Origin of the sequence: Streptomyces sp. NPDC005962 (genome assembly GCF_040629205.1) — a bacterium.
In the GTDB taxonomy this organism is placed as follows: domain Bacteria; phylum Actinomycetota; class Actinomycetes; order Streptomycetales; family Streptomycetaceae; genus Streptomyces.
The window spans coordinates 146,490-166,019 of sequence record NZ_JBEXVE010000007.1 but is presented as its reverse complement, the minus strand read 5'-3'; the positions used below and the strand labels follow the sequence as shown (position 1 = coordinate 166,019).

Genomic DNA, 19,530 nt, shown 5'->3' with positions numbered 1-19,530 from the left:
GGCAGGCGCTGGGGGATTCAGGCGCTGGGCGTGGCGCGTGGGAAGTCGGGGGCCCGCTTGCCCAGGAAGGCGGCGACGCCCTCGCGGCCCTCGGCGGAGGCGGCCGCGGCGGCGATCGCGCGGGCCTCCCGGTCCAGGTGCGGACCGAGGTCGGCGGTCAGCCCGGCGGCGACGAGACGGCGGGTGGCGCCGAAGGCGGCGGTGGGTCCGCGGCGCAGCGCCTCGGCCGTGCGCGCGGCCTCGTCGGCCAGCCGGGCGGGGTCGACGACGCGGCTGACCAGTCCGATGTCCACGGCTTCGGCCGCCGTGACGCGGCGGTTGGTCAGCAGCAGGTCCAGGGCCCGCTTGGGGCCGACGAGCCGGGGCAGGAACCAGCTGGCCCCGGCGTCGGGCGTGTAGCCGATGCCGGTGTACGCGGCGGTGAAGGAGGCGGTGTCGGCGGCGAGGGTCACATCGGCGGACGCGGCCAGGCCGAGCCCCGCGCCCGCGACGGCGCCCTGTACGGCGGCCACCATGGGCGCGTCGCTCGCCGCGAACGTGCGCAGCGCGTCGTGGAGGGCGTCGGTCACCGCGGTGAGGTGCTTCTCCAGTGCGGCGCCGGAGAGCCGGGAGAACTCCTTGAGGTCGCCGCCGACGCAGAAGGACTTTCCCTCGCCGGTGAGCAGTACGGCCCGTACGCCCTCCGCCGCGCAGGTCCGGGCCGCGTCCAGCAGTCCGCGCGCCATGTCCAGGCCGATGGCGTTGCCCGCCTCGCCGCGGCGCAGGGTGAGCCGGGCCAGGCCGTCGTCGATGTCGATGCCTACCGTCATCGCGCGGTCCATCCGCCGTCGACGGTGAGGATCTGTCCGGTGCAGTACGAGGAGGCGTCGGAGGCCAGGAACAGCAGCGCGCCGTCGAGTTCATGGCCGTCGCCGCCGCGCCGCAGCAGGGTGTTGCGCTCGACCCAGCGGGCGGAGCGCTCGTCGCCGAAGAGGTCCGCGGTCATCTCAGTGCGGAACCAGCCGGGGGCGAGCGCGTTGACGCGGGTTCCGCCGGGGCCCCACTGTCCGGCCAGCTCCCGGGTCAGCCCGATGAGTCCGGCCTTGGAGGCGGAGTAGCTCGCGCCGCCGAGCGGGGCGGCGGTGACCAAGCCGAGGATGGAGGAGACGTTGATGACGCTCCGGCCCGGCGCACCCTGCGCGGCGGGTGCCTCGGTGGGTGCCTCGGCCACGAGACGTGCCAGGTGGAAGGGTGCGGTGAGGTTGACGCCGAGGACATCGGCGAAGGCGTCCGGGGATTCGTCCTCGGCGCGGGTCTCGCCGGAGCTCGCGGCGTTGTTGACCAGGATGTCGACGCGTCCGGTGGCGGCGCGCGCGGTCTCGACGAGCCGCCTGCGGTCCGCGTCCCGCGAGACGTCGCAGACGACGGGATGGATGCGTGCGTCGGAGTCGGCTAGTTCCTTCAGCCGGTCCGGGCGCCGGGCGGCGGCGAACACGGTGGCACCGGCCTGCGCGAGGACGGCGGCGAAGCGTGCGCCGAGCCCGGCGGAGGCGCCGGTGACCAGGGCCGTCCTGCCGTGAAGCGAGAACAGTTCGGTGGCGGATCGCGGTGCGCTCATGCTTCCACCCCGATCGGCAGGGCGGTCGCGCCGCCGTCGAGCACCAGGGTCTGGCCGGTCATCCAGGAGGAGGCGTCGGAGGCCAGGAACAGTGCCGCGTGGGCCACGTCCTCCACCGTGCCGAGGCGGCGCAGCGGCAGCTTGGCGGTGAGGATCGGCTCGCGGACCTCCCACACCGCCCGCGCCAGCTCGGTCTTGATCAGTCCGGGGGCGATGGCGTTGACGCGGGCGCGCGGCCCGAGTTCGTAGGCGAGCTGCCGGGTCATGTGCAGCATGGCGGCCTTGGTGGCGTTGTAGTAGCCGATGTGCGGGTCGACGACGAGCCCGCCGACGGAGGAGATGTTGACCACCGCTCCCCCGTGTTCGGCCATCCAGGCCCGCCAGGCGTACCGGGTCCAAGCGATCATGCCGTACTGGTTGACGCGGACGGTCTTCTCCGCGCGCGGCAGGTCCAGGTCGAGCAGATCGCCGTGGTACGGGTTGGTCGCCGCGTTGTTGACGAGGATGTCGAGGCGGCCGAAGCGGGCCATGGTCTCCTCGACGCACATCTGCGCCTGCTCCGGTTCACCGGCGTTCGCCACCACGGTGTGGATGTCGCCGTCGCCCTTGGCGCGCAGCAACTCCTCGCGCGCCGTGGTGAGTCCGGCCGCTTTGCGGGCCGCGAGCACGACGTGTGCTCCGGCCGCCCGGTAGGCGGTGGCGATGCCGAGGCCGATGCCACGGGAGCCGCCGGTGATGACGGCCACCTTGCCGTCGAGACTGTTGTCGCTCACGCTGCCCCCTTGTCGGTCTTCCGGTATCGCGCGAGTTCCTGGCGGGCCACCGTCCGCAGATGGACTTCGTCGGGGCCGTCGGCGATGCGCAGTGCCCGGGTGATGGCGTACAGCCGGGCCAGTACGGTGTCGTCGCTCACGCCCGCCGCGCCGTGGGCCTGCACCGCGCGGTCGACCACCTTGTGGGCCACCTCCAGCGCGGCGACCTTGATGGCGGCCACCTCCATGCGGGCGGCGGCGTTGCCGACGGTGTCCATCAGCCAGGCCGATTTGAGGACGAGGAGACGCAGCTGCTCGATCTCGATGCGGCTGCGGGCGATCCATTCCCGGACCACGCCCCGGTCGGCGAGCGGCCCGCCGAAGGCGGTGCGTGCGGTGACGCGTTCGCACATCAGCTGGAGGGCGCGCTCGGCGAATCCCACGGCGCGCATCGCGTAGTGCATCCGCCCCGGGCCGAGCCGTCCCTGGGCGAGGGCGAAGCCCTCGCCCTCGCCGCCGAGGATGTTCGCCACGGGGACGCGGACGTCTTCGAAGAGCACATCGCCGTGTCCGAGCCGGTCGGTGTAGCCGAACATCGGCAGGTCGCGCAGGACCGTGACGCCGGGGGTGTGCCGGGGGATGAGCAGCATGCTCTGCTGCCGGTAGGTGGGCGCCTCGGGGTCCGTCTTGCCCATCAGGATGATGAGCTCGCAGTCGGGGTCGAGTATCCCGGAGGTGTACCACTTGCGGCCGTTGACGACGTACGAGTCGCCGTCGCGGGTGATGCGGGTGCGGATGTTGCGGGCGTCGGAACTGGCCACTTCCGGCTCGGTCATGGCGAAGCACGAGCGGATCTCCGCGTCGAGCAGGGGGCGCAGCCAGCGCTCCTGCTGCTCGGGGGTGCCGTACAGCGCGAGGAGTTCCATGTTGCCGGTGTCGGGCGCCGAGCAGTTGAACACCTCGGGGCCGATGATGGAGCGTCCGGCCAGTTCCATGAGGGGCGCGTATTCGAGGTTGCTGAGCCCCGCGCCCCAGTCGCCGTGTGCCATGAAGAGGTTCCACAGGCCCTCGGCGCGGGCCTTCTCCTTCAGCGCGGCCATGACCGGCGGCAGCGCGTGCGGGTCGTCCGCTTCGGCCAGCTGCCGGTCGTAGACCGCTTCCGCGGGGAGGACGTGCTGCTCCATGAACGACCGTATGCGGTCCTGGAGTTCACTCGCGCGGGGCGAGAATCCGAAATCCACGATTGCTCCTGTTCGGGTGGCCGGTCCGGATCAGCCGAGGATGTCGCGTGCCGTGCGGATCATCGCGGCGATGGTGGGCGGCAGACGCTCCTGGTCCGGGTCGTGGTGCTTGCCCTCGCGGTGGCGGCGCAGGTTGTGGCCCATGATCGCGGCCATCTTCATGCGGCCGAGCGCCCGGAACCAGTCCATCGCGGGCAGGGCGGGCCGCCCGTCGCGGTAGGTGTCCAGGAGGTCGGTCTCGCCGGGCAGGCCGGGCACGGGGTGTCCCAGCCGGGGGAAGTTGCGGTGGTCGGCGAAGAGCAGGAACCAGCCGAGGTCGATGCGCGGGTCGCCGACGCTCCAGATCTCCCAGTCCACGACGGCGACGGCGCGCTCGTCCACGCACAGGACGTTGCCGAGCCGGAAGTCCCCGTGCAGCAGCACCGGCGGGAGGGCGCGCGGCACACCGTCGGCGAGACGTGCCAGCAACTCCTCCCCGCCGGGCCGCAGTTCGGGGGGTACGGCGTGCAGGGTGCGGCTCCACCGCTCCAGCTCACCGGTGGCGTCGAGGGGTTCGGGTGCGCCGAGGCCGGGCGTCCGGACATCGGTGGTGTGCAGCCGCCGCAGGACGGAGCCGATCTCCAGCATCCGGGCGCGTGCCGTCGCCGGGGGCACGTCGTGTTCGTCGAGGACCGGCTCGACGGCCTCCCCGGCCGCGAAGTCCATGGCGAACCAGCCGGGCTGGGTCTCGTCGACGGCCACGACGCCCGGCACCGGCACCTCGGAACCGGCCAGCGCGCCCAGCACCCGGGCCTGGCGCAGGACGTCGTTGCGTCCGACGGGCCGCTGCCCGGGCGGGACCGCCTTGATGACGTAGCGGGCTTCTCCCGCCGTGACGGAGTACGTCAGCCCCGAGTGGCCGCCGGGCAGCACCGTCAGCGGGCCGACCGCCGCGCCCGGGTGGTGGCGGGCGAGCCGGTCGCGGACCCGGGCGGACAGCTCCGGCGGGTGCGTGGTCGTACTCATCGGACAGGCTCCTTGGGCAGGCCGAGGACGCGTTCGGCGAGGATGGTGCGCTGGATCTCGTCGGTGCCGCCCGCGATGCTGTAGCCGGGGGCGCCGAGCAGATGCTCCGTCCACGCGTAGGTGCCCCACTCCCCCGTGTCGGCCACGAGGCTCGGCCCCAGCAGTTCGGACACCAGGTCGCCGGTGCGGCGCATGGTCTCGGTGGCGTACAGCTTGCCGACCGAGGCCTCCGCGCCGGGTTCGCGTCCGGCGACGAGGGCGGCGGTGACCCGCAGTCCGATGAGCCGCTGGATCAGGGTGCGGATGTGGAGGTCGGCGGCCCGCTGCTGTTCGCCGCCGGTGAGGGGGCGGGGCAGATGCGCGGCGAGGTCCAGTGCCCGGTCGGCGTTGTCGAGGCCGAGGCTGCCGGAGTCGAGCCGTTCGGCGGCGAGCACGCTGAGGGTGACCCGCCAGCCCTCGCCGACGGGGCCGAGCCGGTCGGTGTCGGGCACGCGCACATCGTCGAGGTAGACCTCGTTGAAGCTGGTGCCGCCGGTCATCTGCCGGATGGGCCGTACGGTGACGCCGGGCGCGTCCATGCGCACCAGGAAGACGGTGATCCCGGCGTGTTTGCGGACGTCGGGATCGGTGCGGCACACCGCGACGCCCCAGGTGGCGACGCGTGCTCCGGAGGTCCACACCTTGTGCCCGGTCAGCACCCAGGTATCGCCCTCGCGCACCGCCCTGGTGCGCACCGCGGCGAGGTCGGAGCCCGCCTCGGTCTCCGAAAACAGCTGGCAGGCCAGTTCGTCGGTGCGCAGTATGGGCCGCAGCAGGCGCCGCTTCTGTTCCCCGGTGCCCCAGATGGCGATCGCGGGGGCGACGAGCGCCTGGGTCACCGGGAAGATCTCGGGGCGGTGCGGTACGTCGAAGGCGGCTTCCTCGGCGCGGTAGAGCTGCTCGTAGTACGCGGGCAGGCCGCGGCCCCCGTACGTCTCCTCCCAGTGGAGCGCGGACCACCCCTGGTCGTAGCGGGTGCGTTCCCACTCCTGGACGCGGGCGGTGTGCGCGTGTTCCTGTTCCTCGGTCCAGTTGTCGAACACGGCGACGGAGTCGGAGCCGCTGCCCCACTTTCCGTCGGCGGTCCGGGGCCGGGCGACGGTGCCGAGCCACTGGCGGGCGCGGGCGCGGAACTCCTCGGGGTCCGGGATGCCACTCATCTCTTCTGCCACCTCCGTTCGGCGGGACATGCGGCGGGACGTTTCAGCGGGGCGTTTCAGCGGGACAGCACCGTGCAGGCGCTCACGCCGGGGGCGCCGTACACATGGGTGAAGCCGACCCGGGGCCGGTCCGGGACCTGGCGGTCACCGGCCCGGCCGCGCAGTTGCTGGACGATCTCGTAGACCTGGCGCAGTCCCGAGGCTCCGATGGGTTCGCCGTTGGCGATGCAGCCGCCGTCGGTGTTGACCGGCAGCGTGCCGTCGATTCCGGTGGCGCCGGAGGCGACCAGCCGCTCCTGCTCGCCGTCCTCGCAGAATCCGCACTCGGCCAGGTGCATGACCTCGGCGCCGCTCTCGGTGTCCTGCAGCTGGCAGACGTCGACGTCGCGGGGGCCGAGCCCGGCCTCCTCGAAGGCCGCGGCCGAGGCGTCGCGGCTGACGCTGGTCGGCTCGCCCGCGGGGACCGACGGGCTGAAGACCTCGAACGAGCCGAAGCGCCGGGTGCGCAGCGCCGCCGAGCGCAGGGTGACCGGCGAGCCGTCCACGGTGCGGGCGGCCTCCGGGGAGCAGAGCACCAGCGCGGCCGCGCCCGCTCCCGGGGAGCAGAACATGAAGCGGGTCAGGGGGTCGCTGACCATGCCGGAGCCGAGGATCTCCTCGGCTGACAGCGGCTTGCGCCGCCACGCCTCGGGGGTCAGTGCGCCGTTGCGGTACGCCTTCTCGGCGACCAGGGCGAGGGTCCGCGAGGTGATCCCGTGGTCGTGCATATAGCGCTGGATCTTCATGCCGAAGAACTGGGTGGTCACCATCAGCCCGTCGCTGCCGTATTCCGCTCCCAGGCCCCAGTCCTCGGGCCTCGGGTCGAAGGCGCCGCGCGGATGCTTGTCGAAGCCGACGGCAAGGACGACGTCCGCCATGCCGGAGCGGATCGCGTTCACGGCGGAGATCAGCGCGCTGCCGCCGGTGGCGCAGCCGTTCTTGACGTTGACGAACGGCACTCCGGTCAGGCCGAGCCGGGACACCAGGGTGTCGGCGAGACCCGCGCTGTCACTGCCGCCGAACGCGGCCCGCACACGCGACCAGCCGATTCCGGCGTCCGCGAGCGCCGCGTTCACCGCGTCGGCGGCCAGCTGCCGGCCGGTCGCCTCGGACCGGCCGAACGGGGTGCGCCCGGCGCCGCAGATCAGGACGTCGGTACTCATGTTCCCTCCTCCCCGGGAGCGGTGGGCCGGGCCCGCGGGACGCCGGGGCCCGCGGTCACGGTCAGGGCCATGCCGATGCGAATGTCCGCCACATCGTCGATGTCGAGGACGGCGGCCACCCGCACGCCCTCCGCCAGCTCGACGTAGCCGAGCGCGAACGGCACGAAACCGCCGGGCGGGGCCTGGTAGGGCGGCGACTTGGGGGCGTACCGCTGCACCGTCCAGGTCCACAGCGTGCCCGTGCCCCGGAGGGCCACCGGATCGGCGGACCCTCCGCAGCGCGGGCACTCGCCCTCCGCGGGGTACGTGGTCACCGCGCAGCCGGAGCACCGTGAGCCCTGGAGCCCGGCGGCCGGACTCCGCGGTTCGGCGGCCATCCGGCTCAGCGTCCCTGCCACTTGGGTTCACGCTTCTCCAGGAACGCCGACACGCCCTCGTTGGCGTCCTCGGAGTTGAGCGCCACGCCCACGGCGAGGTGCTCCATCACCATCAGCGACTGGGTGTCGGCGTCCAGGCTGCGGTCGATCGTCATCTTCGTGAGCCACATGGTGAAGGGGCTCTTGTCGGTGAGGTTCCCGATGAACTCCTCGACCGTCGCGTCCAGCTGGTCGGCCGGTGCGGACTTGTTGATGAGCCCGAACTCGGCGGCCTCGACGCCGGAGAGGAGCTTGCCGGTGAGCATCAGCTCCTTGGTCTTGCGGATGCCGATCATGCGCGGCACCCGGTAGATCGGACCCGCCCCGCCGAACAGCGCGCGGCGGATGTGGAAGTCGCCGATCTTGGCGTCGTCGGCGGAGATGGCGAAGTCGCAGGAGATCATGATCTCGAAGCCACCGGCGGTGACGTGGCCCTCCAGGACCGCGACCGAGGGAGTCTTCATCGAGTAGAGGCGGTCGCACACCTTCGCGGACTTCACCGCCACGTCGATCGCGTTGGACTTGCCGACGTATTCGGCCTTCAGGCTGTCGAGGTCGAAGCCCGAGCAGAAGGTGCCGCCACGGCCGCGGACCACCAGGACCCGCAGCTCGGGGTCCTCGTCGACCTCGGTGATGATCTCGTCGAGCCGGTCCAGGATCGGCACGGTGACGCAGTTCTTCTTCCAGGGGCGGTTGAGCCACACCCGGGCGATGTGGCCGTCACGCTCGAACTGGATCTCGTCTTCCACGGTCATATCCTCACCCCTTCAAACTGAACTGAATTCACTACAACTCTGGAACCACGGAGCGGCGCTGTCAACCCCTTGATCGGGACAGGCTTGATCGCAGCAGGCTCGGCCGAGGCGGCGGTGCGGCGGTCAAACCGAATGTGGTTCAAGGACGAGCCCGGCGAGCCGGGCGCGGTGCCGGTCCGCCGTGCCGAACAGCACCTCGGCGCCGCGGGCGCGGCGCACATACAGATGGGCCGGGTGCTCCCAGGTGAAGCCGATGCCGCCGTGCAGCTGGACGTACTCGGCCGTGGCCAGCCGGAAGGTCTCGGAGCAGACCACGGCGGCGGCACAGGCGGCCACCGGCAGCTGCGGCGGGTCGACGGCGGCGCAGGCCGTGGCGTACGCGGATGCCGAGCGCGCCGCCTCCAGCGCGACGAGCACATCGGCCAGCCGGTGCTTGACGGCCTGGAAGGAGCCGATGGGGCGGCCGAACTGGTGGCGCTGTGCGGTGAATTCGACCGTGGCGTCCAGGGCGTGTCCGCTGCCGCCGATCTGTTCGGCCGCCAGCGCGGCCCGTCCGGTGTCCAGCGTCGCCGAGACGGCGGCCTCGGCGCCCTCCGCCGTCCCCACGGCGGTGGCCGGTGCGCCCCGGAACTCCAGCAGCGCCTGGCGCCGCGTCTCGTCCAGGACGCGGCGCGGCGTGCGCCGGCAGGTGCCGGGGTCCGGCTCGCAGGCGAACAGCCGGGGCCCCGCGGAGGTCCCGGCCCGCACCAGGACCAGCCCCGCACCGGCCCCGTCGAGCACGAAGTCCGCCCGCCCGCGCAGCACCCATCCGGCGCTCCCCCGCTCGGCGGTGACCCCGGGCCCGTCGTCACCGGACCCGTCGTCGCCGAACCCCGCCACGGTCGCGGTGAGCGTGCCGTCGGCGATCCGGGGCAGATAGCGCTCGCGGGCCGCGCGGTCGCCGCCGTACAGCAGGGCGTGCGCGGCCAGGACCACCGTGGACAGCAGCGGCGCGCACATCAGGGCCCGCCCGGCTTCCTCCAGGGCGACCGCCAGCTCGGCGAAGGTGAAGCCCGCCCCGCCGTACTCCTCCGGAACGGCCAGCCCGTGGACCCCGATCTCGCCCGCGAGCCGCGCCCAGAGCGCTTCGTCGTATCCGCGCGGTGCGGCCAGGTGGGTGCGGACGCCCTCGGGGCCGCCCGCCTCGGCGAAAAGGTCCCGCAGGACGGTGCGCAACTGCCGCTGTTCGTCCGTTTCGGACAGCAGCCGGGGGGCGATCTCGGGATGGCGACGGTGCATGGGGGCTCCATCGTGCTCGTACGACGGGATCAGATCTGAGGGATCAGACCTGAGGATCGGATCTAAGAATTGAACTCAATTCATGACCGTAGGCAGGGAACCCCGGACGGGCAAGGCCCCCGCCAAGACCTCCGCGCGATCCGGCCCCGCCCTTGGCCATCTACTGAAGTCACTTCACCTCTGTTAACGTGACGGCCGCGGCCCGACGAGACCAGGGACGGTGACGATGAGGGCACTGCGGCTGACGGCGTGGGGCGAGCCCCCGGAACAGGCGGACGTCGAGCGGCCCGTCCCCCGCGGCGCCCAGGTCCTGGTGCGGGTCGAGGCCACCGGGCTGTGCCACTCCGATCTGCACGTCATCGACGCGGCTCCGGGGGCACTCCCCTACCGGCTGCCGTTCACGCTCGGCCACGAGGTCGCCGGGCGGGCCGCGGCCCTGGGGCCCGACGCCGACGGGGTGGCGGTGGGTGAGCCCGTGGTGCTCTACGGACCGTGGGGCTGCGGCGCCTGCGGCCGTTGCGCCGTGGGCTGGGACAACTACTGCGACCGGCGTGACACGCTCCGCTGGCACGGCGCGGGCCTGGGCCGGGACGGCGGAATGGCCGAGTACGTGCTCGTCCCGTCCGCCCGCCATCTGGCGCCGGCCGGCGATCTGACGGCCGAACAGACGGCGCCGCTCTCCGACGCCGGTCTGACCTCGTACCATGCGGTGGCCGGGCTCCGGCCCGCGCTCGGGGAGGGCGCCACCGCCGTCGTCATCGGCATCGGCGGGCTCGGCCACCTGGCGGTGCAGATCCTCCGCGCGACCACGGCGTGCCGTGTGCTGGCGGTCGACGTCCGGGAGGACGCCCTGGCTCTCGCGGACCGCTCCGGCGCGGACTTCGGCACCCTGATGCGGGCGGACACCGCCGGGGTGCTGAGGACACGCGGCGGCGGTGCGGGAGCGGACGCCGTGCTCGACTTCGTCGGCACCCCGGAGACGCTGGAACTCGCCACCGGCATCCTGCGGCCCGGTGGCGAAGTCGCCGTCGTCGGCAGCGGAGGCGGCCGTCTGACGGTCTCCAAACCGGGCGTTCTGCCACCCGGCTTCCGGCTCTCCCTGCCCTTCTGGGGACCCCGCCCCCAGCTCGCCGAGGTGGTCGCGCTGGCACGTTCGGGTGCGCTGCGCGTCGAGACGGAACGGTTCCCGCTGTCCGCCGCGCCGGAGGCCATCGAGCGGCTTCGCCGGGGCCGGGTGCGGGGGCGGGCCGTGCTGGTGCCCGACTGATCGCCATGGATACGGAATCGCCATGCGTGCGGAATCGCCATAGGTACGGAATCGCCATGGGTACGGAATCGATACGGAGAGGAAGCCCGGTATGCGCTTCGAAGGAAAGGTCGCGCTCGTCACCGGCGGAGCCCGGGGCATGGGCGCCGCACATGTGCGCGGACTGGCCGCCGAGGGGGCCCGGGTCGCCGTCTGCGACCTGCTGGACGACGAGGGAGAGGCCCTGGCGGGCGAGCTGGACCATGCGCGGTACTGCCATCTCGATGTCACCGACGAGGCGCGGTGGCGGTCCGTCGTCCGCACGGTCGAGGACACCCTCGGCCCGGTGGACGTCCTGGTCAACAACGCCGGGATCATTCACTTCGGCGGTGTGGAAGAGCAGTCGCCCGAACACTTCCGCCGGATCGTCGACGTCAATCTGGTGGGCGCCTTTCTCGGCATGCACACCGTCCTGCCCGGCATGCGCGCCCGTGGCCAGGGGGCGGTCGTCAACATCTCCTCCGCCGCGGGCCTCATGGGCTTCGCCAACGGCATCGGCTATGTGGCGAGCAAGTGGGGGGTGCGTGGGATGACCAAGGCCGCCGCGCTGGACATGGCGGGCACGGGGGTGCGTATCAACTCCGTGCATCCGGGCGTCATCCGCACGCCCATGGGTGAGAGCGCCTCACCCGAACTGTTCGCCCGTCAGCCCGTGGCCCGCATCGGCGAGCCGGACGAGGTCACCCGCATGGTGCTCTTCCTCGCGAGCGACGACGCCTCCTACACCACGGGCGGGGAGTTTCCCGTCGACGGCGGCCAGACCATCGGCCACGTCGGCCACGCGGCGGACGAGGTCTGACCGGCGGCCGCCTCCGCGGATGCGGCCGCCGGTGTCCCTACACATCCTTGCGGACGGTGAACAGGGCACCGAGCCCGATCAGGCAGACGGTCATCACGAAGAACGCCGGTGAGAGCAGGTTCCCCGTCCGCTGGACCAGGAACGCCGCGATGTAGGGAGCGGTACCGCCCGCGAGGACGGTGCCGATGTTGTACCCGATGGCCATACCGGTGTACCGGACCCGGCGTTCGAAGAGATGCGGCCACAGGCTGGCCGCCGGGACCTGCACGAACGCGCTGCTGACCATGAAGAGCAGATAGGCGAGGCCCGCCATGGCCAGGCTGTGCCGCCCCATGAGCATCATCGCGGGATAGGCCGTCACCAGGAAGCCCAGCAGCCCGGCCAGCAGGACGCGGCGACAGCCGAACCGGGCGGCGAGCTTGCCCGCCGGGACCATCAGCAGCACGGTGACGAGCACGACCCCCGCGGTCAGCCAGAACACGTCCGTGGGCTCGTAGCCCAGGTTCGTGGTCATGTAGATGCCGATGTACGTAAGACCGAGGAAGATGGCGCCGCCCTGGGCCATGGCCAGGCCGATGGACTGCAGCAGCGCGGTGCGGTGGGTGGACAGGACCTCCCGGACCGGTGCGGTGGGAATGTCGGCGCGCCGCGCGGCCTCCTCGAATTCCGGGGTGTCCTCGATCCGCAGCCGGGCCCACAGACAGATCAGGGTGAGCGGCACGGCCATCAGGAACGGCAGCCGCCACCCCCAGTCGGCCATCTGGTCCTCGGTGGTGAGGGCGGAGATCGTCCCGGCGGTGGCGGCCGCGAACATGAATCCGAGGTTGGACCCGATGGGTGTGACGGCCCCGAGGAACGCCCTGCGCCCGGGCGGCGCCGACTCGTAGATATAGGTGTAGGCGCCGACCGACTCACCGCCCGAGGAGATGCCCTGTACCAGCCGGGTGATGAACAGCAGCACCGCGGCGAACACACCGATCTGGCTGTAGGTCGGCAGCAGTCCCGTGATGCTGCTGGCCACGCCCATGCAGAGCACGGAGGAGACGAGCGCCTTGCGCCGGCCCCACCGGTCGCCGATCCGCCCGAAGAAGATACCGCCGATCGGCCGCACCACCAGACCCGTGGCGAACACCGCGAGCGCCGCCAGCACCGAGGCCGTCGGATCGTCGCCAGGGAAGAACTGCGGGGCGATCGCCACGGCGAGATAGCCGTAAACGCTGAAATCGTAGTATTCGATCAGGGTGCCGATGCTTCCGGCGAGCATCGCGCGGCGCACCGTGCGGGGAGCGTACGCCGATGGCTCGGCCCCCGGCGGGGCGGGCTGCTCAGTGGTGCTCATGTCGGGCTCTCCTTCCGAACGGCACGTATCCGGGCCGTGCCGACGCCCGGGACGCTACAGAACTGAACTCAGTACAGCTAGCCTTCGGCACGGATTTCCCGGCTGGGCCGGGAAGCGGCGAGGAGCGCGAAGCGCGATGATCTGAATTTGATTCGGTTCAACGGAGTCGGCAGCGCCGATGAGGGTCAGGCGGTGAACCGGCCGCCGTTGGCGAGCAGCACTGCGCCGACCAGGTTCGCCGCGGCGTCACCGGCCAGGAACAGGGCGATGTCGGCGATCTCCTCCGGGGTGGCGTACGGGCGCACCCGCGGATCGGCGAACCCCGTGCGCAGAACCTCCGGTGTGCGCGCTGCCATCCCCGTCTCGGTCGGCCCGGGCGCGACCACGTTCACCCGGATTCCGGCGGGGATGACCTCCTTGGCCACGGCCTGGCACAGCGCGTGCACACCCGCCTTGGACGCGGCGTAGTGGGGGTAGCCGACCGGGGTGTCGAAGGCCGACGACGAGCCGATCACGACGATCGCCCCCGCCTTCGCCGGACGCATGGCCCGCACCGAGGCACGCAGCACATGGAAGGTGCCGTCGAGGTTGATCGCCATGACGCGCCGCCAGGCCGCGTCGTCGAGCACGTCGGTCACCTCGGGCACGCGGCCCTCCACCACGGCGTCCGCGATGCGCTGCTTGGCCTGCGGATCGTCGGCCCCGGCGGCATGCACCACAAGGTCGAGCCCGCCGTGCCGCCGCAGTACGTCGTCGACGGCGCGATCGACCGCCGCGGCGTCCGCCACGTCGACGGTGAGCGCCCGGCCGGCCGGCACGTCCCGCGCGACGGCCGCCGCGCTCGCGCCGTCGACGTCGGCCAGGACCACGGCCCGGGCCCCTTCGGCGGCCAGCCGCCGGACGATCGCCGCCCCCATGCCCGAGCCCGCGCCCGTCACCAAGGCGACCTTGCCCTCGAACCGGCCCGCGTGTGCCCCTTCATGCGCCATGACGGCCTCCCTCACTACCAGTATTGAACTGACTTCATCTCTCCTATCGCGTCGGCCGCGGAACCGGCAAGACCCGAGCAGGGCCTTGAGGTATGAATTGGATTCGGTTCTACTGAGATACGGAGAAGCGGGGAAGCGGGAAGTCGCGGACACCGGCGGAGGAGATGCGCGTGGACTCGGAAGTCGTCGATCTGCTCATCATCGGAGCGGGCATGGCGGGCCTGACCGCCGGTGCCCGCGCCGTCCGCGATGGCCTGTCCGTGGTGGTCGTGGAGACGGGCGCGGACGTCGGCGGCTCGGCGCGGTTCGCCGGTTACGCGTGGACGGCCCCGAGCCACGCGATCATGGACCAGCACAATCCACGAGGAGATCTCGCGCTGAAGCGCGCCCTCGTGGACCGGTTCGACGAGGGTGTGTCATGGATTCGCTCCACCGGGGTGGAGGTGAAGGACGCCCAGCGCATCCTGAGCTTCGGCCGCGGACACCAATTCGACACCAACCATTACCTCGACACCTGCCGTCGGCTCATCCTCGACGGCGGTGGCCGGTTGCTGCTCGCGACCCACACCGAGCACCTGCTGACCGATCACGGTGGTGTCGTGGGCGCCCGGCTGAGGTCGGCCGACGGCACGATCAGCGATGTCGGCGCCCGCGCCACACTCCTGGCGACCGGAGGGTTCCAGGGCGACCCCGCGCTCCGCGCCGCCCATGTGCACCCCCACGCCGACCGCATGGAACTGCGCTCCAATCCCCACAGCCGGGGCGGCGGCTACCGCCTGGCCACCGGCGTGGGCGCGGCCACCGGCCACGCGGACGCCGGTTTCTACGGCCACCTCATTCCCAGCCGCGTGCCGTTCGCCGATCCGGTGGACTTCGTCGACCTGTCGCTGTACTACAGCGAGCACGCGCTCCTGTTCAACCTGCGCAACGAGCGTTTCGTGGACGAGACGCTGGGCGACCACCTCACCGCCATGGCACTGCTGGACCAGCCGGAGAGCCGGGGCCTGCTCATCGCCGATGCCCGGGTCTTCCGCGACTGGATCACCGGCTCCTACGTCGAGGGCGCGGTCGCCGTCGACAAGTTCGCGCTGGCGAGCAAGCGCGGCGGCCGCGCGGGACTGGCCGAAGACCTCGACGAACTGGCCTGCCTGCCCGAGGAATGGGGATACCGGGGCGACTCCCTCCGCGACGGCGTCGAGCGGTTCAACGAGCGCGCCTCGGCGGGGCTCGCCACGGCCCCCGGCCGGGAGCTGGACGCGCTCCCGCTGGACGAACCGCCGTACTACGTCATCGAGACGGTACCGGCCATCACCTTCCCGTTCCACGGAGTGCGCATCGACGACCGGGCCCGGGTCCTGGCCGGGAACGGGGAGCCGCTGCCCGGGCTTCTCGCCGCCGGTTCGGACACCGGTGGCCTGTGGCACCGGGCCTACGCGGGCGGCATCGCGTCCGCCCTCGTCTTCGGGCTGACCGCGGCGGATACCGCCGCGGCGTCGGCCCACCGTCCCTGACACCGGCCCCTGAGCGGGGGCTCAGTGGGCGCGTCCGGCCTCCGGGACCGTTTCGCCGGGTGGCACCGGATCGGGAGGGGTGCCGTCGCCGAAGGGGCGCCCGCCCAGTTCCTCCCGTCCGTGCGGGGCCGACCAGCCGGAGAGGCCGGGGCCGAGGGGGACGATGCGCCGGGGGTTGATGTCGGTGTGGACCTGGTAGTAGTGCCGTTTGATGTGGTCGAAGTCCACCGTGTCGCCGAATCCGGGCGTCTGGAAGAGGTCGCGTACGTACCCCCACAGCACCCGGTCCTCGCTCAGCTTGTTCCGGTTGCACTTGAAGTGGCCGTGGTAGACCGCGTCGAAGCGCACCAGGGTGGTGAACAGCCGGATGTCGGCCTCGGTGATGGTGTCGCCGACCAGATAGCGCCGCGTGGCCAGACGCTCCGACAGCTGGTCCAGACGGGCGAAGAGACGCCGGAAGGCATCGTCGTACGTGTCCTGGTGCTGGGCGAAACCGGCCCGGTAGACGCCGTTGTTCACATCGCGGTAGACCCCCACCATCACCTCGTCGATCTCCTCGCGGTGCCCCTCGGGGTAGAGGTCCGGCGCGCCCTGACGGTGGAGGGCGGTCCACTCGGTGGCGAGGTCGAGGGTGAGGGTCCGGTAGTCGTTGGTGACCAGCTTCCCGCTGGGGATGTCGACGATCGCGGGCACGCTCACACCGCCCGGGTACTCCCGCTCGCGGGCGTCGTACGCCTCGCTGAGGTACGCGATGCCCAGCACCGGGTCCCGCTCCCCCGCGTCCAGCGTGAAGCGCCAGCTCCGCTCGTCCTGGATGGGGTCCGCGACCGCCACTGAAAGGGCCGGTTCCAGGCCGAGCAGCCGTCGCGAGACCAGCGCCCGGCTGGCCCAGGGGCAGGCCCGGCTGACGGCCAGCCGGTAGCGCCCGGCCTCGACGGGCCAGCCGTCCCGGCCGTCGGCCGTGATCCGGTCGGAGAAGTGCGGTCCCGACCGGGCGAATTCCTTTCCGTCACGGGGTGTCTTCTGGCCAGCGGTGTTCAATTCGGCCACCTCCCGAAGCATGCGGCGCGTCCGCGTCCGCCGGCGTGTGTACGGCTCGCCTCATCACCTACCCTGCCCCCATCCGGGGAGACATGCGACGCGGCTCGCTGCCCCACCGCACGACGGCGGAGGCGGACGCAGGGTGAGCCATCTTTCGGTACGGCCCTGCGCACCGGGCGACGCGCCCGCGGTGCTCGACCTGATCGCGGCCGACCTCCTGCCCGGGCAGCCGCCGACCACCCCCGCGATGCTCACCGAGGCGCTGGCGGGCCGCTCCCCCGTGGACAGCGGCTGGTGGGCGGAGCTGGCGGCGCCCGTGACCGAGGTGATCCACGACGTGGCGGGCACGGTGCTCGGTGTCGTCTCGTCCGCCATCCGTCCGGGCGACGGCGCCGGGTTCCTGCTGTGGCTGCACTGCCGCGAGGACCCGCCACTCGCCGAAGCCCTGATCGCCCACGCGCTGGACCGGCTCGGCGCGCGGACTGTGTACGCCTTCGAGTTCGCCTCCGCGCTCACCCTCGGTTTGGAGGGCCTCCCGGTCCGCCATCGCCCGGCGACCCGTCGAGCGCTGCGGGATGCCGGATTCACCGGCCGCGACCTGTGGCGGTACATGCGCGCGCCACTGCCGGTCGGCGGCCTGCCGCATCCTGCCGCCCACCTCACCCTCCACGGATCCGAACACCCGCGGGGCGTGAGCCTGGAGGTCTGGGAGGACGGGGTCCTGGTCGCGGAAGCCACGGTCGGCCGCCCGGTGGCCGGTATCGGGGTGCTGTGGTGGATCGGCGTCGTCCCCTCGGCCCGGGGCCGTGGCCTGGGTGCGGGTCTGCTCGGCCGGGCCATGGATCTGCTCGCCCGGCTCGGAGCCCGGGAGGCGATCCTCTACGTCGACGACGACGCCCCGCCCGGAGGCGCCGAACGCGACCGCGGCGCCGCCAACGCCCTGTACGACCGGGCCGGTTTCACCGAGGTCGACCGGCTGCACTCCTTCAGCCGGTGAGCAGGGCGCGCGCCCACTGTTCTTCGCGTTGCTCGATGTACTCGGCATCGCTCCGCCACGCGTCACCGTGGCCTTCCGCCCAGAGGGTCGCCCAGGGCTGGTGGCCCAGGGCCGCCTGGGCGCGCAGGAAGTCGTGCATGGAACGCGTGCGGCGGCCCAGCAGCGGTACCAGGTCGCGGCGTTCGGCTTCGTCGAGCCCGTAGGCGTCGACGAAGATCCGCACCCGGTCCGCGGCGTCGGCGCGCCGCCACGAGGGATGCGCGGACAGCGGGACGAAGCCGTGCAGGGCATAGGCGACATCCCACAGGCGGGAACCGGGGGCGGCCGTGTCCCAGTCGATGAAGGCCCACTCGTCCTCGCCGCCGGTCACCAGGTTCCACGGAGCCAGGTCCTGATGGGCGATGATGTCGGCCCCCTCGGCGGGGATGAGCACCTGCCACTGGGCGTCCGGCGGCGGTGTGAAGCCCTCCACCGCGTCGTGGAAGTCCCGGATCAGACGTGCGACACGGGCCACCCGCCGCGCGGGCTCCAGCAGGGCGAACCGGTCGGGCCAGACCACCTGGCCCGGTACGAAAGTCAGCACTTCGCGCCCCTGGTCATCGATGCCCAGCGGACGGGGCGCGGTGCGGAAGCCGGTGTCGTGGAGGTGCGTCAGGAGCGCGTGCACCGCCGGGGTCCACGGCCCCGTGGGGCGGCGGACCGTGTCGCCGACGCGCACGACGCCGTCGCTGACGTTCCCGCCGGACAACGGCTGCTCTTCGGGCTGCTGCACAGGGTCAGTCTACGAAAGCGGCCGATCCAGGGAAGTGGGCATTATGCCGTAGGTGGAGGACTCGTGAACGCCACTTCGCCATCTGAGCACAAAATCACCAAAGAGGCATCGCATGTGCAACGATCCCACCCCCCGGGTCGATCCGACCCGGATGCGGAGGGGAAACCAACGTGAAATCAATGACCTTCAGATCCGCTGCCGGGGCGGCACTGACGGTGGCGCTGTCGGCCGTGGCACTGCCCGCCTCTGCCGCGAGTGCGGCGCAGACGGGTGTGGTGGACGGGGCGACCGCCACGTCCTTCGGGCAGTTGGCCGACGCGGTGCTCACGGAGCGTACGGCGGCGCTGCTGGACGGGCAGCAGGTGCGGAGTGCGGCGGCACCGGTCACCAAGAAGGCGCGGCTGTCGGCCGGTCTGACGCGGAACGAGAAGTCGGCGCTGTCCACGCTGCGGACGCGCAAGGCGCGGCTGGCCGCCATGGGCGAGGCGTACACGAAGGCCGACACCAAGGTCACCGTGGGCAAGACCCGGGTCACGGGCGGGCGTGCGACCGTCCAGGCCACCGAGACCACGACGCTGACGTACAAGAAGATCCGCGGGGACGAGCCCGCGACGACCGGCTTCCAGGCCCACCACGAGCTGAGCTTCACCGCCGGGACCGGCGGGAAGTGGGAGCTGACCGGCATCAGGCCCACCGACGAGGGGCCCCGGGCCATCAACGAGCCCGCCACGGTGGCGGTGAAGGCGGCGGCCCTGCCCAGCGCCACCCCCGCGGCCACGTCGAAGCCGTCCCAGCAGGTGAGCAAGCCCGCCGGGGCGTACAACTACGCGGCGATGGCCACGTACGCGGAGAAGTACTGGAGCAACTACAACTCCGCCTACCGGAAGTTCAACGAGGCCGGTGGGGACTGCACCAACTTCATCAGCCAGGCCCTGAAGGCGGGCGGGTGGAAGCACGCGCCGGGCGACGGGACGGACTACCGCACCTGGTGGTACGACACCTCCACCCAGGCGACCGCGTGGGTGGGCGCCAATGAGTGGTCGTGGTTCACGCTGGACGCCAAGCGGGCGACCAACCTGGCGAACGTGTACTACATGGGTGTCGGCGACGTCATGCAGATGGACTTCGACCGGGACGGGTCCAAGGACCACACCATGATGGTCACGTACCGCTCCTCCAGCGGTGTCCCGTATATGACCTACCACTCGGTCAACACCTACCGGAAGTCGGTGGCGAGCATCATCGCCTCCAACCCGAACTCGCTGTACTACGCGTACCGCACCTGACGGGACACACCACCGGTGACCGTGGCCCTCGCCCTTCGGGTGGGG

The 19,530-nt window shown here is 72.0% G+C and carries 19 protein-coding genes; 5 read left to right on the top strand and 14 right to left on the bottom strand.

What is annotated here, in order from left to right; genetic code table 11:
- Nucleotides 1-17 precede the first annotated feature (17 nt).
- The 10 genes from ABZ370_RS14475 to ABZ370_RS14430 all read right to left on the bottom strand — a co-directional run bounded on the left by ABZ370_RS14475 (nt 18) and on the right by ABZ370_RS14430 (nt 9,445).
- Nucleotides 18-809 (bottom strand): enoyl-CoA hydratase-related protein, encoded by a 792-nt coding sequence (locus ABZ370_RS14475; protein WP_358620110.1) that lies wholly within the window; start codon nt 807-809, stop codon nt 18-20.
- The gene (locus tag ABZ370_RS14470) at nt 806-1,597 is read right to left on the bottom strand and encodes an SDR family oxidoreductase (protein WP_358620109.1); all 792 of its coding nucleotides are present in this window, start codon (nt 1,595-1,597) and stop codon (nt 806-808) included. The genes ABZ370_RS14475 and ABZ370_RS14470 overlap by 4 nt, the downstream gene beginning before the upstream one ends.
- Complete coding sequence (locus ABZ370_RS14465) at nt 1,594-2,370, bottom strand: SDR family oxidoreductase (protein WP_358620107.1); 777 nt, start codon at nt 2,368-2,370, stop codon at nt 1,594-1,596. The genes ABZ370_RS14470 and ABZ370_RS14465 overlap by 4 nt, the downstream gene beginning before the upstream one ends.
- Nucleotides 2,367-3,590, bottom strand: a complete 1,224-nt coding sequence (locus ABZ370_RS14460; protein WP_358620106.1) for an acyl-CoA dehydrogenase family protein — start codon at nt 3,588-3,590, stop codon at nt 2,367-2,369. The genes ABZ370_RS14465 and ABZ370_RS14460 overlap by 4 nt, the downstream gene beginning before the upstream one ends.
- A gap of 30 nt (nt 3,591-3,620) precedes the next feature.
- Nucleotides 3,621-4,595 carry a phosphotransferase family protein gene (locus ABZ370_RS14455; protein ID WP_358620104.1) on the bottom strand — a complete coding sequence of 325 codons (975 nt, stop codon included), beginning with the start codon at nt 4,593-4,595 and terminating at the stop codon, nt 3,621-3,623.
- The gene (locus tag ABZ370_RS14450) at nt 4,592-5,794 is read right to left on the bottom strand and encodes an acyl-CoA dehydrogenase family protein (protein WP_358620103.1); all 1,203 of its coding nucleotides are present in this window, start codon (nt 5,792-5,794) and stop codon (nt 4,592-4,594) included. The genes ABZ370_RS14455 and ABZ370_RS14450 overlap by 4 nt, the downstream gene beginning before the upstream one ends.
- Before the next feature lie 56 nt (nt 5,795-5,850).
- The gene (locus tag ABZ370_RS14445; protein ID WP_358620102.1) at nt 5,851-6,996 is read right to left on the bottom strand and encodes a thiolase family protein; all 1,146 of its coding nucleotides are present in this window, start codon (nt 6,994-6,996) and stop codon (nt 5,851-5,853) included.
- Nucleotides 6,993-7,373 (bottom strand): OB-fold domain-containing protein, encoded by a 381-nt coding sequence (locus tag ABZ370_RS14440; RefSeq protein WP_358620101.1) that lies wholly within the window; start codon nt 7,371-7,373, stop codon nt 6,993-6,995. Before ABZ370_RS14440 ends, ABZ370_RS14445 begins: the two co-directional genes overlap by 4 nt.
- Before the next feature lie 5 nt (nt 7,374-7,378).
- Nucleotides 7,379-8,167 carry an enoyl-CoA hydratase/isomerase family protein gene (locus ABZ370_RS14435; RefSeq protein ID WP_358620099.1) on the bottom strand — a complete coding sequence of 263 codons (789 nt, stop codon included), beginning with the start codon at nt 8,165-8,167 and terminating at the stop codon, nt 7,379-7,381.
- Between the two features lie 123 nt (nt 8,168-8,290).
- Nucleotides 8,291-9,445, bottom strand: a complete 1,155-nt coding sequence (locus ABZ370_RS14430) for an acyl-CoA dehydrogenase family protein (RefSeq protein WP_358620097.1) — start codon at nt 9,443-9,445, stop codon at nt 8,291-8,293.
- A gap of 226 nt (nt 9,446-9,671) precedes the next feature.
- Here ABZ370_RS14430 and ABZ370_RS14425 point away from each other — a divergent pair, with 226 nt between their 5' ends.
- Both ABZ370_RS14425 and ABZ370_RS14420 read left to right on the top strand, forming a co-directional pair.
- Complete coding sequence (locus ABZ370_RS14425) at nt 9,672-10,712, top strand: NAD(P)-dependent alcohol dehydrogenase (RefSeq protein WP_358620096.1); 1,041 nt, start codon at nt 9,672-9,674, stop codon at nt 10,710-10,712.
- A gap of 91 nt (nt 10,713-10,803) precedes the next feature.
- The gene (locus ABZ370_RS14420) at nt 10,804-11,550 is read left to right on the top strand and encodes an SDR family oxidoreductase (RefSeq protein WP_358620094.1); all 747 of its coding nucleotides are present in this window, start codon (nt 10,804-10,806) and stop codon (nt 11,548-11,550) included.
- 37 nt (nt 11,551-11,587) lie between these two features.
- Here the strand turns inward: ABZ370_RS14420 and ABZ370_RS14415 are convergent, their stop codons facing one another.
- Nucleotides 11,588-12,889, bottom strand: a complete 1,302-nt coding sequence (locus tag ABZ370_RS14415) for an MFS transporter (protein ID WP_358620092.1) — start codon at nt 12,887-12,889, stop codon at nt 11,588-11,590.
- A 185-nt stretch (nt 12,890-13,074) separates the two neighbouring features.
- Nucleotides 13,075-13,878: an SDR family NAD(P)-dependent oxidoreductase gene (locus tag ABZ370_RS14410; RefSeq protein WP_358620090.1), complete on the bottom strand. Its 804-nt coding sequence runs from the start codon at nt 13,876-13,878 to the stop codon at nt 13,075-13,077.
- A 170-nt stretch (nt 13,879-14,048) separates the two neighbouring features.
- Between ABZ370_RS14410 and ABZ370_RS14405 the strand changes: the two genes are divergently transcribed.
- Nucleotides 14,049-15,389 (top strand): FAD-binding protein, encoded by a 1,341-nt coding sequence (locus tag ABZ370_RS14405; RefSeq protein ID WP_358620088.1) that lies wholly within the window; start codon nt 14,049-14,051, stop codon nt 15,387-15,389.
- 21 nt (nt 15,390-15,410) lie between these two features.
- On the opposite strand, the gene ABZ370_RS14400 is transcribed toward ABZ370_RS14405, so the two are convergent.
- Complete coding sequence (locus ABZ370_RS14400; RefSeq protein ID WP_358620393.1) at nt 15,411-16,430, bottom strand: glutathione S-transferase C-terminal domain-containing protein; 1,020 nt, start codon at nt 16,428-16,430, stop codon at nt 15,411-15,413.
- 142 nt (nt 16,431-16,572) lie between these two features.
- Between ABZ370_RS14400 and ABZ370_RS14395 the strand changes: the two genes are divergently transcribed.
- A complete protein-coding gene (locus ABZ370_RS14395; protein ID WP_358620086.1) occupies nt 16,573-17,427 on the top strand; it encodes a GNAT family N-acetyltransferase in 855 nt (284 codons plus the stop codon).
- Here the strand turns inward: ABZ370_RS14395 and ABZ370_RS14390 are convergent.
- Nucleotides 17,417-18,199, bottom strand: a complete 783-nt coding sequence (locus tag ABZ370_RS14390) for an aminoglycoside phosphotransferase family protein (protein WP_358620084.1) — start codon at nt 18,197-18,199, stop codon at nt 17,417-17,419. The two genes, ABZ370_RS14395 and ABZ370_RS14390, sit on opposite strands and share 11 nt — an antisense overlap.
- A gap of 179 nt (nt 18,200-18,378) precedes the next feature.
- Here ABZ370_RS14390 and ABZ370_RS14385 point away from each other — a divergent pair, with 179 nt between their 5' ends.
- Nucleotides 18,379-19,485 carry an amidase domain-containing protein gene (locus ABZ370_RS14385; RefSeq protein ID WP_358620083.1) on the top strand — a complete coding sequence of 369 codons (1,107 nt, stop codon included), beginning with the start codon at nt 18,379-18,381 and terminating at the stop codon, nt 19,483-19,485.
- Nucleotides 19,486-19,530: the final 45 nt, after the last annotated feature.

What these genes read in the sequence shown, in the direction of transcription:
- ABZ370_RS14475 (WP_358620110.1), bottom strand. Translation starts at nt 809, where the DNA reads ATGACGGTAGGCATCGACATCGACGACGGCCTGGCCCGGCTCACCCTG.
- ABZ370_RS14470 (WP_358620109.1), bottom strand. Translation starts at nt 1,597, where the DNA reads ATGAGCGCACCGCGATCCGCCACCGAACTGTTCTCGCTTCACGGCAGG.
- ABZ370_RS14455 (WP_358620104.1), bottom strand. Translation starts at nt 4,595, where the DNA reads ATGAGTACGACCACGCACCCGCCGGAGCTGTCCGCCCGGGTCCGCGAC.
- ABZ370_RS14450 (WP_358620103.1), bottom strand. Translation starts at nt 5,794, where the DNA reads ATGAGTGGCATCCCGGACCCCGAGGAGTTCCGCGCCCGCGCCCGCCAG.
- ABZ370_RS14445 (WP_358620102.1), bottom strand. Translation starts at nt 6,996, where the DNA reads ATGAGTACCGACGTCCTGATCTGCGGCGCCGGGCGCACCCCGTTCGGC.
- ABZ370_RS14440 (WP_358620101.1), bottom strand. Translation starts at nt 7,373, where the DNA reads ATGGCCGCCGAACCGCGGAGTCCGGCCGCCGGGCTCCAGGGCTCACGG.
- ABZ370_RS14435 (WP_358620099.1), bottom strand. Translation starts at nt 8,167, where the DNA reads ATGACCGTGGAAGACGAGATCCAGTTCGAGCGTGACGGCCACATCGCC.
- ABZ370_RS14430 (WP_358620097.1), bottom strand. Translation starts at nt 9,445, where the DNA reads ATGCACCGTCGCCATCCCGAGATCGCCCCCCGGCTGCTGTCCGAAACG.
- ABZ370_RS14425 (WP_358620096.1), top strand. Translation starts at nt 9,672, where the DNA reads ATGAGGGCACTGCGGCTGACGGCGTGGGGCGAGCCCCCGGAACAGGCG.
- ABZ370_RS14420 (WP_358620094.1), top strand. Translation starts at nt 10,804, where the DNA reads ATGCGCTTCGAAGGAAAGGTCGCGCTCGTCACCGGCGGAGCCCGGGGC.
- ABZ370_RS14415 (WP_358620092.1), bottom strand. Translation starts at nt 12,889, where the DNA reads ATGAGCACCACTGAGCAGCCCGCCCCGCCGGGGGCCGAGCCATCGGCG.
- ABZ370_RS14410 (WP_358620090.1), bottom strand. Translation starts at nt 13,878, where the DNA reads ATGGCGCATGAAGGGGCACACGCGGGCCGGTTCGAGGGCAAGGTCGCC.
- ABZ370_RS14385 (WP_358620083.1), top strand. Translation starts at nt 18,379, where the DNA reads ATGACCTTCAGATCCGCTGCCGGGGCGGCACTGACGGTGGCGCTGTCG.